The following is an 18,159-nucleotide window of genomic DNA, read 5'->3' as shown; positions in this document are numbered from 1 at the left end:
ACATGACGCACCAGGAATTTCTTGACACGCTTGAACAGCAGGCAGAAGAACAATTGAAAGAAGTAATTGCGGTCTTCCAGAACCTTCCGGAAGACCGGCTTCTTCAACCGGCTGCAAACGGTGGCTGGAGCATGGCCGAATGTTTCATGCACCTGAACTCGTATGCCGATTTTTATTTGCCCCGCATAACACACGCGCTTGCAAACGCTGATTCCATAAACTTAAATGAACCTTTTAAACATGGCTTTTTAGGCAAGTATTTTATCGACATGATGGATGCTGAACAGTCGACTAAAAAATACAAGGCCATGAAAAAGCACCGGCCCGGCAATGCCGTTCCGGCTCATGAAGCGGTTTCCAGTTTTATTGCTCACCTTGAAACCCTGCAAGCGCTGGTTCGGAACACCCGCGGAAAAGCGCTTAACAAATCGGTAAAGACATCCATTTCTCCCCTGCTTTCGATTAAGGTTGGTGATGCCTTGCAGTTTGTGCTAACCCATAACCGCAGGCACCTGATTCAGGCGAGAAAAAATCTGGAATCTCAACCCCATGCCTAACCACCAAACCTTCAGTTGGCGCCACTCATAATAAACCGCTGATATTTTTAGCGGTGTCAAAACCCGGCTGCAGCGCTTAACGTAAGGAGAGGTGAAATTATTCCGTGCTTTTTTATGATGCAGGCAACCCTTTTTGTGTAGTCCCTGTCTTACCCGCAGTTTATTAGAAAAATCATGAAAACAGCACGTTTTTTCACTTTCCTGGCCCTGTTAACGATGGGCCTGAGTGCCTGCGATGAGGGGATTGAAGACAAGATTCCGGTAGAATTTTTTATGATTCAGCTTAACCCGGACGACATTTTCCTCTACCCCGGAAGTGAATATGGTGTACGGCTCGATCCGCTCGTAAACGACAGCATTAAAGTGGAAGTAACCATTTCCTACAGCACGCCTTCTTTTGGTACCCTCACCTTTATTCAAAATGAAGGCTGGTTTTACAAACCCAACGAAGGGTTTACCGGCATCGACAATATTATTTACACAGTATGTTATAAAGCGGAGTGTTACTCTGCTTCCATTACCCTATACGTTGAGGAGCCTCTTGATATCGCCAACTGTACCACGGTGGTTAATCATGAAGAAGTAACGACTGAACGCAACCAACCCATCGGCATACCCATATTTCAAAATGATGTGGCGTGTCCGTATCAGGGCAGTTCCATTTTTGCACCCACAAAGGGAACATTTACGACATACACGTATTCCGGCAGCTTTAAAAACATTGTTTATGTGTACTACCCGCCTAAAAATTTCATCGGTACCGATCAGTTTAAATACCGGTTGTTCACCAGCGATGGCTATGTAGAAGGGATTTGCACCATCACCATAACCGAATAACCAGAACACGACCGCATGACGGAATTGGAAATCATACAGGGATGTTTAGCGAATAAAGCTTCGGCACAAGAGAAGCTCTATGCGCTTTTCTCCCGCAGAATGATGGCCGTTTGTTTGCGGTACACCAAATCGCGCACAGAAGCAGAAGATGTTTTTCATGAAGCCTTCGTTAAGGTTTTTAAAAACATGCATACCTGGCAAGGCGGATCGTTTGAAGGATGGATGCGCAGAATTTTTGTCAACACAGCCATCAATCATTATCACCAAACACGAAAATATTTCGACCATGTAGACGCATCTTATGCGGAAACGATGGTCGCGTCATCGGATAACATCATTTCTACCTTATCGAATCAGGAATTGATGGAACTGATTAACACCATGCCTGAGGGGTACAAGCTGGTGTTTAACCTGCACGCTGTGGAAGGATACAACCACAACGAGATTGCAGACATGCTTGGCATTGCGGAAGGAAGCTCAAAGTCACAGCTTTCAAAAGCAAAAGCGCATTTAAAGAAACTCATTGAGGTCAGATTAATTTCAGCAGCATGAAGGAAAACGATTTTGATGAAATCGGAAAACGCCTGTACAATCAGGAGGCCGAGCCGCCACAAGATGGCTTCTCGAAAATCCGGGCTGCGCTGGTAACACCAGCCACCCCGACTAAAACCATTTTGATCAAAAACTGGTGGAAGCCATTGGTGTTGCTTATTCCGGTAGTTGTATACCTTACGGTTAACGATACAGAACTCAATCAAACCATGGCTTCTACTTCGCTAACCAATGCGGTTAAAGCTGAATCATCCAACCAAAAAGAAACCGAAGGAGCAACGCTTACAAAATCGTCAACGGCTGAAGAAAAGCAAACGATCAATGCACCTGAACAACAGGAACCGATAAGGCTGCCCAAAAAGCAGTATGCTTCAACCACAGAACAGGCTGAAATTATTCCGATTGAAAACGAAATCGTTGAGGAGAAGGAGACCGTTTCAATTGAAACTTCAGAACAATCCATTCCAACAGAAGTAAAATACGAGACAGAGGGAATAAAAACTCCACTCATCATTGCACTGAATCCTGTTGCTGACAGCATTCAGCAAGACTCTTTAATTAAAGAGGAGTTAACCACAGTTGACCCCCTGGAGAAAGAAGTTAAAACCGAAGAAACTCCGGAAGAAAAATCAAAATTGAGTGCTCCCTCCTGGCGACTCAATGCCTCTTTTGCGCCACAACACATAACCAAAAACATTAAACCTGTTGCAGATGATGAAGTATTTTTAACCAGCGCAAGAAAAAACAGCGACACAGAAAATATAGGTTTCACTGCAGCCATTGGAATAGGACGCTCGGTAACACGCAACCTGTACATAGATGCCAACCTTTCGTACACACAAATTAAACAGTCTATTAATCTATCGTACACCACCGGTAAAGTGGATACCATGTTGGCCGTGCAGCAAGCAGACCAAACCGTTGTGCTTAAACCCGTTTATGCCTATACCAACCGCGAAATTGCCAACACGTTTGGTTATGCCGGGTTAAGGTTAACCGGAACGTATTACTTCTGGACAGGTGAGCGCAGCCGATTCAATTTTTCTGCATCCGCAGGCGCACATTACCTCGTTTCTGCGCAAGCAAAAGAAAGAATTAACGGAGAGTGGGTTGAGTTGAATTCTGATAACATAGAAAAGTTAAATTATAATCTATCCGTAGGTGCAGGTTATAGCATGCTCTTTAATAAAGGATGGGAGCTGCAAATCAATCCTACGTTAAGTTACTTCATAAAAAATGTTAAAAACGAAGAACTACCCTATTCGTATAATCAGCAATCCGTTGGCTTACAACTCATGCTATTAAAAAAACTCGGCACTCCATAACCAACCCTCAATGTTGTGCATGAAAGGCAACCGTAATGGATTGCCTTTCCTTTTTTATAATCTTAAAAATTTCTTGAGGTCATCTCAAAAATCTTTTTCAAATGTCAGCCTGTCCCGATAATTATCGGGATGTCGAAGGCTATTTCGAGTTACCAAACCGGTTTCGACAAGCTCAACCTGACATTGGGGGTATTTTGAGATGGCTTCTAAAATATTTTTTTAGTCAGGCAACGGTTTCACATGGGTTCCTGTCTGACTACAAAACAAATTAAAGAAACCCCATGAAAACAATTTTTCGTCTTGTCTATGTAATCACCTTATTCTTTGTCGGAGTTGCCTTTCAATCCTGCGAAGAAGCGGATGAACTTTCATCACCGGGTGCTCCCGTTACCGTTAAATTCCCTACCGTAAACCTTGGCCTGAGTGAATTGGCTGGTGCAACCCAAATTACGATTCCGCTTTCGCGACCAGCTGCAACTAATGGAACCATTACCATCAATGCATACTGGGAAAATGAAAATGATTTTACCAGTCAGCCTGCCGTTGAGGATGGTAAAATCATTTTACCGGTAACAGCCGGTCAGTCACAGATAACGTTTATCCTCACCCCTGTTGATAACAATCTGCACACCGGTAACCGCAATCTGCATTTTACAATATCATCAGTAACGGATGGTTTCATCATCGGAACAGAAAAATCGTTGCATGTTACCATTTATGAAAACGATCAACCCAACCCGGTAAACTTTGTGGCATCAGAGGTTTCGGTGCAGGAACAGTTCGCGGAGGGCATGACCGTGGCCATTGGCTTTTCACTTCAGGCTGTAGATAACGGAATAGTTGAACTCGAACTCCTGAATGCTGCCGGTCTCTACGGAACACATTTCACTACCGAACCGGAAGCGATCAATGGAAAAATTACACTGCCTGTTACGGCCGGCACATCTTTTCTACCTGTAAAATTCATTCCGGTTGACAACGCAACCTTGAACGGACATAAGGAATTTGCAGTAAGAATTGTTAGCGCCACTGGAGCAGTGGTTAAAGGAGACCAGCTTAACCTGAACGTAACTTTGGTAGATGATGAACTCGCTGGAAAACCAAAAAGCTATGAAACCGGTGCAGGGCTGTGGAAAGTGAAACGCGCTTTTGAGTACAACCAATTGGGGACAAATCGCTAAAATTCACATTGAACAAAATTCACTGAACTGGACAGAAACCTATCATTACGATGAAAACAACTTACTGAAGAAAATCACTATGTGGACTTCCGATGAAACCATTTTTAAGCGCGATGATCAAAACCGGGTTACACGTTCGGAAGAATTCAGGGAAGGTGTCATGAAGAAATACACCATTTATTCCTACGATCAGGCCGGTAACATTGGTGAAATGGCAATATTCCATCGCCAACCTACGGGAGAGTTCGTAATGTCAAGCCTGTTTGTCTACCTGTACTACAGCAACAGCAACTCGGTATACAAGAGATTAAGCTATTACCCGCTAGGTGATGATGAGTATGAGTTAATAACAGAAGAAACGTATGAATATTTTTCACAAGTTCTTCCCTGGAATCCGTTCCCCATGGTTAACATCTTGCCTGATGTAAACGCACAACCGCTCTTCCCTTCACGTTACACTTTGTCGCGCGATGGAAATGAATACGTGTACGACTTGCATTATGAATTCAATGAGGCTGGTTACCCGGTAAGCAGAAGAACCGGTTCAGGTGAAACTACATATTACCAGTATTATTGAGCCCTGATTTAATAGGTTCAGAAAAGTCCGGCCAAAAACCGGACTTTTTTTTATTTGTTAAACCCCTAACCAAGATTGCCAGAGATTCACGATCAGTAAACACTATAACATTCCGGATTTTTATGTAACCATACTTTTGAGTGGAGCGGATACTTTTGTCCTATCAAACCTCAAAAAATGACAGCCAAAATCAACTCCCGATTGCTCATAATACTAATCGGCATGCTGGTAGCAACTTTGTGCGCCCTTATCGTTTTATAGAATCCTGAAAGAATATGAAAGGAATCTTATAAATCATATGAGAAATTGTACAAATCAAACCCGGTCATGCAACGTTTATTAAAGTAGTTTTAAAATTTATTACTATGGAAACAATAACATTAACTATCCCAAATATGAAAAGCCCGCATTGCATGATGGTGGTAAGCAGTACACTAAAAGATATGACTGGCGTATCTTTAAAAAAAGTTACCGCTGGCGAGGCACAAATTGAACTTTCAGGTGCAACAGGGATTTAGTAGTTGAGGCCATTGAGAAAGCAGGCTACTCTGTAACCAATAAATAAGATTGATTTTAATACGTGAGAAATGGAAACACTCAAATTCAAAACCAACATCAAATGTTCCGGCTGCATTGCCAATGTAACCCCACACTTAAATGAAACGGTTGGCGAAGGTAACTGGGAAGTTGACCTGAACAACCCCGCCAAAGTTCTGACGATCGCAGACGAAGCGGATGCCGCCAAAATAAAAGAAGCTGTGGAGAGGGCCGGCTATAAGGCTGAACAGATTTAATCAGACCGGAAACTTGAGGTGAATAGCCTCAGGCGAAAGCCTGGGGCCTATTTATAAAAAGCCTTCAAAGGGATTAAAAAAGTGACTTTTGACAATTCTATAAGCCTCTCCCATAATCCGCACCATATCTTCCCTCCTGCTGCCGCACTCGTGCTGCTGGCTTCGAGCAGTTTTTATGTGGGCGTGCACTCTTGTGGCGGCACGTTAAAGCCGTTGCCTTTTTGACTGATGCCGATGGATGTGGTCACAATCAACTGCCACCTTGCCACCGCAAAGCCATGGAAGGATGCTGTGACGATGAACAGATTGTTCATCAATCGCAGGATCTAAAAGCAAATGCAGCAATTGTCTCCGTTGCGGATGTTTCTTCTTCTGTTATACTCCATCAAACGGCTGTCCTTTCTGAAATCATTCCAACCGTTGAATTAAATCCTGTCCTGTATTTTTCTGATCATCCTCCTGCCCTTACGGGGAATGATATTCTCATTTCGATTCAATCTTTCTTAATCTGATCGCTGTTCTGCCTTTCTCATTCATGAGATGGGTGTGTCTTCTTATTTCCATTTTCAGGAAGTCAACAGAACAGAACTATGATTAATCGCATAATAAAATTTTTTCTCGAACAAAAACTCGTAACCGTACTCGTGCTCCTGGCCATCGTTGGCTGGGGATTGGTTACTGCCCCATTCAACTGGAACATTGGTTTTCTACCGCAAGATCCGGTACCGGTTGATGCCATTCCCGACATCGGAGAAAATCAACAAATTGTTTTCACCGAATGGATGGGCCGCTCGCCGCAGGACGTAGAAGATCAAATCACCTATCCGCTTACAACAGCTTTGTTGGGCATGCCTGGTGTAAAAGCCATCCGCAGCACATCCATGTTCGGCTTCTCGTCATCTACATCATTTTTGATGATGAAGTTGAATACTACTGGAGCCGTTCGCGCATTCTGGAAAAGCTAAGCGCGCTTCCTTCCGGATTATTACCTGAAGAAGTGCAACCCAAACTCGGACCTGACGCAACCGCCTTAGGCCAGGTGTATTGGTACACCCTGGAAGGCCGCGATGAAAACGGAAACCCGCCGGTGGATGGGATTTGCATGAACTGCGAACCATCCAGGATTTTCAGGTACGCTATGCACTTACCGGTGCAGAAGGTGTAGCCGAAGTGGCCAGTGTGGGCGGTTATATTAAAGAGTACCAGGTTGATCTTGATCCGGTAGCCATGAAGACCTGGAACATTTCCATGATGGAAGTGATGCAGGCGCTTCGCAACAGCAACCGCGATGTGGGCGCCAACACGGTAGAGATAAACCGCGTGGAATACCTCATCCGCGGACTTGGCTATGTAAAACAACTGGAAGACATTGAGAATGCGGTTGTGCGGGTAAATCAAAATGTTCCTGTCAGAATAAAAGATATTGCGCATGTTACGCTCGGCCCCGCTGATCGCTCGATGCTTGGCGTGCTGGATAAAAGTGGAGCAGAAGCCGTTGGAGGCGTGGTGATTGCCCGGTATGGCGATAATCCGCTTGCCGTAATCAATAACGTTAAAGAAAAAATCAACGAAATCTCCCAGGGACTTCCATCCAAAAAACTGGATGATGGCAGAACATCAAAAGTGACCATCGTACCTTTTTACGATCGTACACAACTCATCTATGAAACGCTGGGAACGCTGAACGATGCCATCACATTGCAAATTCTGATTACGATCATTGTCATCATCGTGATGGTGTACAACCTGCGGGCTTCGTTTCTCATCTCTGCTTTGCTTCCGTTAGCGGTACTGATGTGCTTCATCTTCATGAAATACTTTCATGTGGATGCGAACATTGTTGCCCTTTCAGGAATTGCCATCGCGATTGGAACGATGGTGGATTTGGGTATCATCCTCAATGAAAACGTATTGAAACACCTGGAAGAAGCTCCGAAAGAGCAATCGTTGTTAACCACAGTTTACAACGCAGTATCTGAAGTTTCATCTGCCATCATCACCGCTGTATCCACCACCATTGTAAGTTTTCTGCCAGTGTTTACCCTGCAGGCAGCAGAAGGCAAGTTGTTCGGACCACTGGCCTACACCAAAACTTTTGCACTGGTGGCCGCGTTGATTTTTACTCTCATTATCATGCCCGCCTTTTCACATTGGGTGTTCGGTTGGAAAACCAGTACGGGTAAATTCAGACTAATCGGCAATGGCCTGTTGGCGTTGGCCGGATTATACGTTGCTATCGCTAACCTGCCCTGGGCGGGAATCGCGTTAATAATGTTTGCGATCAATAACCTGCTTGATCACTTTTATCCGGAAAGGTATTCCCGTTTCCATGAAACCATTACCGTGGCGATTTCCGTGGCTGCCGTTTCGTGGCTGCTGGCTACTACGTGGTTGCCATTGGGTGTACACAACAGCATTATTCTGAATTTTATTTTCATTCTGCTCATCATTGGCTTGGTGCTGGGTGGCTTCTCCATTTTTATTCGGCTATACCCACGCATTCTCACCTGGTGTTTAGATAACAAAGTGAAATTTTTACTGATCCCCGCTTTCATCACGCTGCTCGGCCTGAATATCATGCTGGGCTTCAGCAAAGTGTTCGGCTTTGTGGAAAAAAGTTTTGATACCATCGGCTGGAACATTCGCACCACTTCTGTGTGGAGTTCCTTATCCCATACTTTTCCCGGTATGGGCAAAGAGTTTATGCCTTCATTGGATGAAGGTGCTTTCCTGCTCATGCCTACATCCATGCCGCATGCGGGTGTGGAAGCAAACAAACAGGTACTTCAACAACTCGACATGCTCGTAACAGCTATCCCCGAAGTGGAGATGGTGGTAGGAAAAGCAGGCCGTGCCGAGACTGCGCTCGATCCTGCACCGATGTCGATGTATGAAAATGTGATTCTGTATAAATCAGAATACATCACGGATGTCAATGGTAGAAAATTACGCTTCCAGGTTGATGATGACGGAAACTTTATCCGCGATGAGAAGGGTAATCTGATTGAAGACAACTCTGGTGAATACTTCCGTCAGTGGCGCGATCATATCAAGAGTCCGAATGACATCTGGGATGAAATTGTAAAAGTCGCGAACATACCGGGTGTTACGTCTGCACCAAAACTCCAACCCATTGAAACACGATTAGTAATGCTACAAACCGGCATGCGCGCACCGATGGGATTAAAAGTATACGGCCCGGATTTAAAAACCATTGAGTCGTTCAGTCTGGAGCTTGAAAAGCAATTAAAAGAAGTGCCCTCAGTAAAACCGGAAGCTGTGTATGCCGATCGTTCCTTGGGCAAACCCTACATGGAAATTGATCTTGACCGCAAAGCTATGGCACGCTACGGACTCAACGTAGTGGATGTGCAGGAATACATTGAAGTGGCATTGGGAGGCATGGGTATGACCACCACCGTAGAAGGACGCGAGCGTTATTCCATTCGCGCACGCTATGCACGTGAGTGGCGTAGCGACCCGGAATCGATAAGCAAGATTTTTATTGCCACACCAACCGGTGCGCAAATTCCCCTAAGCGAAATCGCCACCATCGTGTACCGTCCCGGACCAATGATGATTCGCGGAGAAGATTCTTTCCTGGTGGGTTACGTTTTGCTTGATAAGAAAGATGGCTATGCCGAAGTATCGGTAGTGGAAGAAGCCCAACGTTTTTTAAACGAAAAGATTAAAGCTGGTGAACTGATCGTTCCTGCAGGCGTGAGTTATAAATTCTCAGGTAGCTATGAAAATCAACTGCGTGCAGAAAAACGACTGGGCATTGTGATACCTCTTTCGCTGCTGATCATTTTTTTGATTCTGTATTTTCAGTTCCGATCGGTAGCAACTTCTCTATTTATTTTCTCTGCTATCGCCATGGCGTTTGCCGGAGGCTTTATGATGCTATGGCTATACGGTCAGGATTGGTTCATGGACTTCAGCTTCTTTGGGACAAACTTCCGAGAGCTGTTTCAAATGCGCACTTTCAACCTGAGTGTTGCCGTATGGGTAGGCTTCATCGCGTTGTTCGGTATTGCCACAGATGACGGGGTGGTGATTGGAACGTATCTCACACAAAGTTTGCAGAAACACAAACCCGAAACCACCAGCGAAGTGCGCAAAGCCGTACTTGAAGCAGGCTTGCGCAGGGTGCGGCCGTGTCTGATGACTACCGCAACCACGTTACTGGCACTTCTTCCGGTACTCACCTCATCAGGAAGAGGATCTGACATTATGATACCGATGGCCATTCCAACATTTGGAGGCATGGTGGTGGCCTTGATTACCCTGTTTATTGTTCCGGTACTCTATTCATGGAATGAAGAACGAAAAGTTAAAACTGACAATTAATATCCTCATGAAAGCAAAAAAAATTATTAATACACTCCGCGACCTCTGCGCATTCTTTGCGGCCTCTGCGTTAAATTTTTTCACGCAAAGAACGCAAAGACTCTCGCTAAGTGCACAAAGGGGGTTTGTCATTTATTTGATAATCATCGCTCATTTTGCGCAAGCGCAATCGATCGCTGATTATTTACAAATAGCCGGAGCAAACAATCCAGCACTCAAGGCCAAATACAGCGAATACTACTCCGCCCTGGAAAAATTGCCGCAGGCCGGAACGTTACCTGATCCTGAGTTATCGTTTGCCATGTTCATCTCCAAAGAAGGGTTGTACATGGAACGTTTCATGGGGCAGCAGCTATCTGATATTTCCGTCATGCAAATGTTTCCGTGGTTTGGATCTTTAAATGCCGCAAAAAACGAAGCTACCTACATGGCACAGATGAAGTTTGCTTCGTTCCAGGAAGCGAAGATTAATCTCTTTCATGATGTACGCAGTGTTTGGTTCAAACTCTACCAAATCGACCAAGACCTGAAATTACTTGAACAGGAAAAAGAAATACTAAAAACATATGAGCAACTGGCACTCACCCGCTTTAAAACCGGAACAAGTGGAAGTGCCAATCCCATGAGCACAAACACAGCAACCCCAACCACATCAACGCCTGCATCAGGAGGCATGAGTGGTATGAGCATGGGCGGCAATACAACACCTGCTTCCTCAACCAACACATCTTCCAGTATGGGCGGCATGCAGGGCGGATCGTCTGGTTCCATGGTGGATGTTCTACTCATTCAACTGCAGATGAAAGAATTGGAAACACGAATTGAAATTCTAAAAGCTTCGCGCAAGCCATTGGCAACCCGCTTCAACAATTTGCTGAATCGTTCCTCATCCGAACCCATTACTATAGCCGATACGTTAACATCCGTTCAATTGCCGGCATCCCTTTCCATCATTCAAGACTCTGTCGTTCAAAACCACCCTATGGTGAAGATGTATGCGTGGGATGAAAAGGCTCGTGAAGCACAGCAGCGTATGGCAACACTAATGGGGCGCCCGATGATTGGTGTGGGTGTAACGTATATGGTGTTTCGTCCGCGGCAAGACGAACTGATGAACGTGTCCATGGGTGGTGACAATATGTTTATGCCTATGGTAACGATGACGTTGCCAATCTACCGCAAGAAGTACACCGCGCAACGAAAAGAAGCTGAATATCTCTATCAGTCGGCTTCACAAAATAAAGAAGCTGCCAAACTGGATTTACTGAGCGAGCTAGAACAACGGCTGAATGAATACGAAAACAACAACAGGCAATTGCAGTTGCTGGATGAGCAGATCACGATTACGCATCAGGCTATCCGACTGATGACAACTGCATACAGTACAGGCACCCGTAACATGGAAGAAATATTACGACTGCGGCAAACATTATTGAATTATCAGCAACAACAGAATAGTTCAATTACAGAACAACATATAACGGTATCGGGAATTACAAAACTAATGGGAATAAACTGAGAGGGATATTAATAGATATTGATGGATATTAATTGTCACATCAACATCAATGAGTATCAAACAAGCATCCACAAACATCAAATAAGATATGAAACCAAAATCAATCATTATCAACATCGCACTGCTGGCCATTGGGCTCTTGCTCGGCTGGTTAATTTTTAGAGGCGAGGGCTCTGCAACACACGACCACACCTCAGACACTGCAACGGAGTATACCTGCTCCATGCATCCACAAATCCGACAACAAGGTCCGGGAAAATGTCCGTTATGCGGGATGGATCTCATTCCTGTTTCCTCAGCAAGCGGCTCATCAAATCCGCATGTTCATGAAATGACGCCCGAGGCCATTGCGTTGGCAAACATTCAAACCACGAAAGTGAAGGCGGCTTCTGCGACCAACGAATTAAACCTTACCGGAAAGGTAAAAATCAATGAACAGCAACTTTCAGTAGTAACAGCCAAATTTCCCGGGCGTATTGAAAAACTATTTGTGAATTTTGAAGGGCAGGAAGTGCGCAAAGGCGAAAAGCTTGCAACAGTTTACTCACCCGAATTGGTTACCGCGCAACGCGAACTGTTGGAGGCCAAAAAGATGGCCAACATTTCTCCGCAGCTTTATGAAGCGGCTAAAGAAAAACTTCGCCTATGGAAAATAAGCGACCGGCAGATTGAACAGATCGAAGATTCCGGCCAGGTTACCACAACACTGGATGTGTTTGCTGAAACCGGGGGTGTGGTGACAAAACGCCAGGTGGCACTGGGCGACTATGTTTCAACAGGAAGTGTGTTGATGGAAATCGCCAACCTGTCGAGTGTGTGGGTAGTGCTGGATGCCTATGAAAGCGACATGCCGTGGATCAAAAACGGATCAGCATTGAGCTTCACTACTCCCGCTTTACCGGGCAGTTCGTTTAACGCTACCATTCAATATGTTAATCCGGTGCTAAATCCCGAAACCCGTTCAGTTGATGTGCGTGCCGTGGTGCCGAATTCCGGTAATCAGCTCAAGCCTGAAATGCTGGTGAACGCTACCCTTCAAACAAAATTAAAAACCACAGAAAAAGGGTTGGTCGTTCCGGCATCTGCAGTATTGTGGACGGGTAAACGCTCTGTGGTGTATGTAAAACAAAGTGGCACACCACCTGCATTTGAACGGAGGGCAGTGACCCTGGGTGCGCGTATGAAAGATTTGTACCTTGTTGAAAGTGGACTGGATGAAGGTGAAGAAGTGGTGAGCAATGGCGCGTTTGCCGTAGATGCTTCTGCTCAATTGAGCGGAAACTACAGCATGATGAGTGCACCTGAAACAAAATCCGTTGAGGTACCCGAAGCCTTTCGCAATCAACTAACCGAAGTAGCTAACAAATACTTTGAGGTTAAAAATGCGTTGGTGGAATCGAACCCGCTAACAGCAGCTGAAGCTGCCAAAGAAGTTGTGAAAGCACTTCATTCGGTTGATATGAAAGCATTGAAGGGAGAGGCACATAACGAATGGATGGCACTTTTACAGCCGATGGAACAAGGAGCCAAAGGCATCAGCACAAAAACAGATGTGGATTTACAGCGAAAAGATTTTGAACTTCTTTCCGATCACCTGATTGAAGCGGTAGAGTTATTCGGCATTTCTGCTGAGAAAGCATACCGTGCATATTGCCCCATGGCGTTTGACGACAAAGGCGCTTATTGGTTAAGTGAATTTGAAGACATTAAAAATCCGTATTTTGGCTCCTCGATGTTGAGATGTGGTGAAAACCGGGAGGTATTTAGAAAACGATAGCTTATGCCGCATCTTCTTAATTAAAAAGAAGATGTTAATGGATGTGGGAGGATATTAGATGAAACAAAATCAAACTTAATTATAAACTACAGACGTGATGAAAACAAAAACCATTTTAATGACTGCGGTAGTTGCCGTTATACTGGCAGCTTGTGGAAAAACAGAAAAAGCTTCAACAGAAGAACAAACTCAGGCTGCTTCTACGGAAACCAACGAAGCGCTGAAAGTTGTACTGACAGGATACTTTGAAGTAAAGAATGCATTGGTGAATGATGACGCAGCCAAGGCCAAGTCTGCCGCGACAGCACTTGCCGCTTCAACCGGAAACTATGCCGAACAGTTAAATGAATATGTTCTGGCTATTGGAGAAACCGATAACATCGAAGAACAACGTGAAGCTTTTGAGGCGCTTTCTATTTCGATATACGATTTAGCCAAAGCGGGCGGAGCCGGTTTAACCGTTTACAAACAATACTGCCCAATGGCATTTGATGATAAAGGTGCGTTTTGGTTAAGCGATGAAAAGCAAGTCTTGAATCCTTACTTCGGAGCATCCATGCTGCGCTGTGGCTCAGTGCAGGAAACCATTAACTAAACATAAATCATAGCGGATGGTGTCTCAGCATCATCCGCTAAAAACATCATACCATGCGACTCATAATTTACCTTGTCAGTTTTGTAATCTTATTCAGTGCCTGTCAATCGAAAAAGGAATCTTCTGAAAACCATGAGCATCACGCGGTCTCACCCGGAACCGCTGAAGCCGACACGGTAAAGAAAAGTCTCCCTAAAGAAACCCATGCGATGATTGGTGATGCACACATCACCATCAAATACACGGCACCGGTTACGAAAGGTCGGGTGATTTGGGGCGGCCTGGTTCCCTATAACGAAGTATGGGTTACAGGTGCACATCGCGCTACTTCTTTTGAAATCAACCAAGCCTTCAACATCAACGGGCAATCTGTTCCGGCTGGCAAGTATGCCATCTTCACCATACCCGGTGAAGAAAAATGGATATTCATCCTGAACAAGAATTGGGACCAGCATTTAGCCGATGATTATAATGCTAGTGAAGATGTTCTCCGTTTTGAAGTTACGCCAGAAAGGTTAGCAGAAAATCAGGAGCGTTTGCTGTATGCCATCGAAAACATTTCAGACAGTGAAGCTAACCTGCAGATCAGCTGGGAGAAAATCAGGATTACTATTCCGTTGAAATTTTAACTTCTCCTATTTCAGCAAGCGGTTCAAATCCGCTTCCGCAGCAATAAATCCAAAAGCAGCAAACTGCTTTCCGGATGTTACTTGATTGAAGATATCCACAGCACGGGTGGTATCGCCTTCGCATAAATACCAATTACCCACACCATACCCTTGTGTGGCCAATGCCAGATCAACATCTGCGTTACTGCCACTCACTTTCAATAAATCGTCAGGTGGCAACATGCCTTTGTACATTTGAAGGCGCAAGTAATACGAATCGTTTTCGATGATGTTCATGTCATCGCGAATAAGTTCCAACACCTTGGCAGCATCATCCGGTTTATTCATTCTGCGATAAGTCATATACAGCCAATCGGCTGTGGCGGTAATTAAATCATCATTATCCGAAACATCCAGGCATTGAATGTAAGCCTTTTCTGCACTTTCAAAATCTCCTTTTAAATAATGAGCAAGTCCCAAATGGTACCACACATTGAACTGCGTATTGGAAAGTGGTTGGTTCAATTTATTTGGCTGTCCGTCTGGCTCTATTTCGAGTGGCTGGCGTGGCATTAACGATGCAGCCATCTGAAAATCGGCAATAGCCTTTGGGAAATCGCGAATGGTAATGTAGCGATGCCCGCGATGTCGGAATAACTTGTAGGAGTTCGGATATTTCTCCAGGCCTTGGGTAAAAATCTCAATCGCTTCATTGTAATGCGAAAGGTAAGCTTCCCTCCTGCCCAACCAGATATAATTCTCTTCAGATGGATCAGCTTCAAAATTCTTCTTTGCCACACTCAGGTTGCTATCGAGTTTGGCTTGTGTGGCTGCGCTGCGTTCAGGTTCAAAGTATTGTTTGCCATCGAGGCCGGTGAGTACGGGAACCGGCTCTGATTTTTTCTCCAGAGTGGAACAGGCAGAAAAGATAAGCAGGAGGATAATGAGATTTTTATACATGGTATAATGTTGAATCAATTTTTGATTGATGATTAACGATTTTTGATTTCAGAACAGGATGCACATTATTAATCTAAAATCACAAATCCCAAATCTTAAATCCGACATCACTGAAGATACACCACCCCATCCTTCATCACAAAGCTCACCTTCTCCATCGTTTTAATGTTTTTCAATGGATTTTCATCGGTAGCAACCAGATCGGCCAGTTTACCCGCTTCAATAGTTCCAAGTTTTTCTTTCATGCCCAATACCTCTGCTGCAACAATCGTGGCCGATTTAATCGCTTCCATGGCAGGCATGCCCGCTTCCGTCATGTAGCCAAATTCTTTTCCGTTCTCCCCGTGTGGAAACACACCGGCATCCGTGCCAAACGCAATCTTCACTCCACGCTTGTACGCATTTCCAAAAGTGGATTGAATTTGCGGACCAATCTCCAATGCTTTTGGAACTACCAGCGGATGATAATATCCGGGCTCTTTTGCTTTTTCTGCCACAAATTTTCCAGCCGTAATGGTTGGCACATAGTACGTGCCCTTCTGCTTCATCAGGTCCATCACCTCCTCCGTCATTTTTGTTCCGTGCTCAATGGTGGTAATACCTGCCAGCACTGCACGCTTCATGCCCTCTGATCCATGCGCATGCGCTGCGGTGTGCATGCCATAATCGCGTGCGGTTTCGATAATGGCTTTTAGCTCTTCATCCGTAAACTGCGGACCCGATCCATCCTTGGCAATGCTCAACACACCACCCGTTGCGGTTATCTTGATCAAATCGCTTCCATCTTTATAACGCTGCCGAACTGCATGACGCGCATCTTCAGGTGAGTTGATAACGCCTTCTTTCGGGCCTGGATCACCCATCAAATCTTCGCGATATCCATTGGTTGGATCAGCATGACCACCGGTTGTGCCAATGGATTTACCGGAAGTAAAAATACGTGGACCAACCACCAGCTTCTGATTAATGGCATTGCGCAAAGAAATATTCACACCACTTCCGCCTAAATCCCGTACTGTTGTAAAACCGGCCATCAACGTTTTCTTTGCAAACACGGTTGACCGAAAAGCAATGTCAGCCTTGTTTGACGTAAATCGCTGCAACGCCTGATCCTTATTTGTTTCGCCCTCAAGATGCACATGTAAATCAATCAACCCGGGCATTACAGTCTTTTTGCTCAGGTCAACAAGCTTATCCGAATTTCCGGGCTTGGTGAATCCCTTTTCCACTTTCACAATCAGGTTGTTCTCAACAATTACCGTCATTTGTGTTTGCACATCATTCGATTTTCCGTCAATGAGGTTTCCGCAATGAATTACAGTGCGTTGCGCAACAAGTTGAATTGACACAAACGTCAACGCCAGGAATAGCAGCTTCTTCATAATTTCAAAAAGGTAAAAGTTATTTGGATAGGTATTTTTCGGTAATTTTTTTCAGCGTCTGCAATTCATTCCGTTGCATTTCTTCGCGCACGTGTAGCATCAATTCAAACATAACGGATTGATCGTAACCCAGACGGGCAGCTACCTGCGAGCAATATTTTATTTCTTCCTGATAGAGGCGTTCATCAATTTTCATCAACTGCACCAGGCTTACAATGTAATCGAACTTCTGTTGGTTGCTCAAATGCTTCAATCCAATATTCTCATGATCCTGATCGAACAACGGAACGATATCTTCCATCGGTACTCCGTTGGCCAGCCCGATTGTGGTGATATATTTTCGTTCACGTTCGGCAATGTCGCCATCAATCCGGGCCAGGTTAACCAGTAATTTCAGCTGAGAAAGCGCCATAAGCTTTAATTTATTGAACTTGGAAGATGGGGAATTGTTACGCTATAGTCAATAGTCGATGGTCAATAGTTTACCATTTGTTTCCGCTGACTATGGACTATTGACCATTGACTATTGCCTATCGACCGCTAACTTGACCCCATGAACTTCCTCGCGCACATCAGCCTTTCAGGCGACAACCCAAAAATTATGGTTGGCAACTTCATTGGCGATTTTGTAAAAGGAAGAAACCTGCTTGAACAATTCGAACCTGAAATTGCCCGTGGCATTGCGCTTCATCGTGCCATTGATGAGTTTACCGATAGTCACCCGATTGTGACCATTAGTAAAAACAGGCTGCGCCCCACGTACCGGCATTATTCAGCTGTGATTGTAGATATGTTTTACGATCACCTGTTGGCCAAAAACTGGGAACGCTATTCTAAAGAGTTCCTTCCCGACTTTGCCGAACGGAATTATCGAATTCTGGAGGGATTTCATACCATTTTGCCTGAAGGCGTAAAGTACATGCTTCCGTACATGACCAAAGGAAACTGGCTGGTGAACTATGCCCGGTTGGAAGGCATTGAGCGTGCGCTTTCGGGTATGGCCAGGCGATCAAAGTACGAATCAAAAATGGAACTGGCCGTAGAAGATCTCAAAAAAAATTATGACGAATTCACTCAGGAGTTTTCTATCTTTTATCCAGAACTTCAGAAGTTTTCAAATGACTGGCTGGAACAAGAAACGTAAC

Annotated in this window: 17 protein-coding genes and 1 pseudogene; 15 read left to right on the top strand and 3 right to left on the bottom strand. The window is 44.7% G+C overall.

Going from position 1 to position 18,159, the window contains the following annotated elements; translation table 11 throughout:
* Positions 1-2 precede the first annotated feature (2 nt).
* The 14 genes and pseudogenes from QY309_02385 (at position 3) to QY309_02320 (ending at position 14,693) form a co-directional block, all read left to right on the top strand.
* Complete coding sequence (locus QY309_02385; GenBank protein WKZ60333.1) at positions 3-557, top strand: DinB family protein; 555 nt, start codon at positions 3-5, stop codon at positions 555-557.
* A gap of 174 nt (positions 558-731) precedes the next feature.
* Complete coding sequence (locus QY309_02380) at positions 732-1,394, top strand: Ig-like domain-containing protein (GenBank protein ID WKZ60332.1); 663 nt, start codon at positions 732-734, stop codon at positions 1,392-1,394.
* Between the two features lie 15 nt (positions 1,395-1,409).
* Positions 1,410-1,946, top strand: a complete 537-nt coding sequence (locus QY309_02375) for an RNA polymerase sigma factor (protein ID WKZ60331.1) — start codon at positions 1,410-1,412, stop codon at positions 1,944-1,946.
* Entirely contained in the window at positions 1,943-3,271 is a 1,329-nt protein-coding gene (locus tag QY309_02370; protein ID WKZ60330.1) for a hypothetical protein, read from the top strand. Before QY309_02375 ends, QY309_02370 begins: the two co-directional genes overlap by 4 nt.
* A gap of 281 nt (positions 3,272-3,552) precedes the next feature.
* Positions 3,553-4,452: a hypothetical protein gene (locus QY309_02365; protein WKZ60329.1), complete on the top strand. Its 900-nt coding sequence runs from the start codon at positions 3,553-3,555 to the stop codon at positions 4,450-4,452.
* On the top strand, positions 4,421-5,029 hold the full coding sequence (locus QY309_02360) for a hypothetical protein (GenBank protein ID WKZ60328.1): 609 nt from the start codon (positions 4,421-4,423) through the stop codon (positions 5,027-5,029). Before QY309_02365 ends, QY309_02360 begins: the two co-directional genes overlap by 32 nt.
* Positions 5,030-5,394: 365 nt before the next feature.
* Positions 5,395-5,547 (top strand): hypothetical protein, encoded by a 153-nt coding sequence (locus QY309_02355; protein ID WKZ60327.1) that lies wholly within the window; start codon positions 5,395-5,397, stop codon positions 5,545-5,547.
* 69 nt (positions 5,548-5,616) lie between these two features.
* Positions 5,617-5,823 (top strand): heavy metal transport/detoxification protein, encoded by a 207-nt coding sequence (locus QY309_02350; GenBank protein ID WKZ60326.1) that lies wholly within the window; start codon positions 5,617-5,619, stop codon positions 5,821-5,823.
* A gap of 221 nt (positions 5,824-6,044) precedes the next feature.
* Positions 6,045-6,335 (top strand): hypothetical protein, encoded by a 291-nt coding sequence (locus tag QY309_02345; GenBank protein ID WKZ60325.1) that lies wholly within the window; start codon positions 6,045-6,047, stop codon positions 6,333-6,335.
* A 78-nt stretch (positions 6,336-6,413) separates the two neighbouring features.
* Positions 6,414-10,173: pseudogene (locus QY309_02340) on the top strand (efflux RND transporter permease subunit).
* Positions 10,174-10,180: 7 nt separating this feature from the next.
* On the top strand, positions 10,181-11,692 hold the full coding sequence (locus tag QY309_02335; GenBank protein ID WKZ60324.1) for a TolC family protein: 1,512 nt from the start codon (positions 10,181-10,183) through the stop codon (positions 11,690-11,692).
* 88 nt (positions 11,693-11,780) lie between these two features.
* Entirely contained in the window at positions 11,781-13,469 is a 1,689-nt protein-coding gene (locus QY309_02330) for an efflux RND transporter periplasmic adaptor subunit (protein ID WKZ60323.1), read from the top strand.
* 97 nt (positions 13,470-13,566) lie between these two features.
* Positions 13,567-14,064: a DUF3347 domain-containing protein gene (locus tag QY309_02325; GenBank protein WKZ60322.1), complete on the top strand. Its 498-nt coding sequence runs from the start codon at positions 13,567-13,569 to the stop codon at positions 14,062-14,064.
* Positions 14,065-14,117: 53 nt separating this feature from the next.
* Entirely contained in the window at positions 14,118-14,693 is a 576-nt protein-coding gene (locus tag QY309_02320; protein ID WKZ60321.1) for a DUF2911 domain-containing protein, read from the top strand.
* A gap of 6 nt (positions 14,694-14,699) precedes the next feature.
* On the opposite strand, the gene QY309_02315 is transcribed toward QY309_02320, so the two are convergent.
* The 3 genes from QY309_02315 to QY309_02305 all read right to left on the bottom strand — a co-directional run bounded on the left by QY309_02315 (position 14,700) and on the right by QY309_02305 (position 17,426).
* Positions 14,700-15,632, bottom strand: a complete 933-nt coding sequence (locus QY309_02315; protein WKZ60320.1) for a hypothetical protein — start codon at positions 15,630-15,632, stop codon at positions 14,700-14,702.
* A 107-nt stretch (positions 15,633-15,739) separates the two neighbouring features.
* Positions 15,740-17,014 (bottom strand): amidohydrolase family protein, encoded by a 1,275-nt coding sequence (locus QY309_02310; protein WKZ60319.1) that lies wholly within the window; start codon positions 17,012-17,014, stop codon positions 15,740-15,742.
* A gap of 19 nt (positions 17,015-17,033) precedes the next feature.
* A complete protein-coding gene (locus QY309_02305) occupies positions 17,034-17,426 on the bottom strand; it encodes a hypothetical protein (protein WKZ60318.1) in 393 nt (130 codons plus the stop codon).
* Between the two features lie 141 nt (positions 17,427-17,567).
* Between QY309_02305 and QY309_02300 the strand changes: the two genes are divergently transcribed.
* Positions 17,568-18,158 (top strand): ACP phosphodiesterase, encoded by a 591-nt coding sequence (locus tag QY309_02300; GenBank protein WKZ60317.1) that lies wholly within the window; start codon positions 17,568-17,570, stop codon positions 18,156-18,158.
* Position 18,159 lies beyond the last annotated feature (1 nt).

This window comes from Cyclobacteriaceae bacterium (assembly GCA_030584025.1).
Classification (GTDB): Bacteria; Bacteroidota; Bacteroidia; order Cytophagales; family Cyclobacteriaceae; genus UBA2336.
The sequence above is the reverse complement of the archived record's forward strand: the minus strand, read 5'-3'. Positions and strand labels throughout refer to the sequence as shown.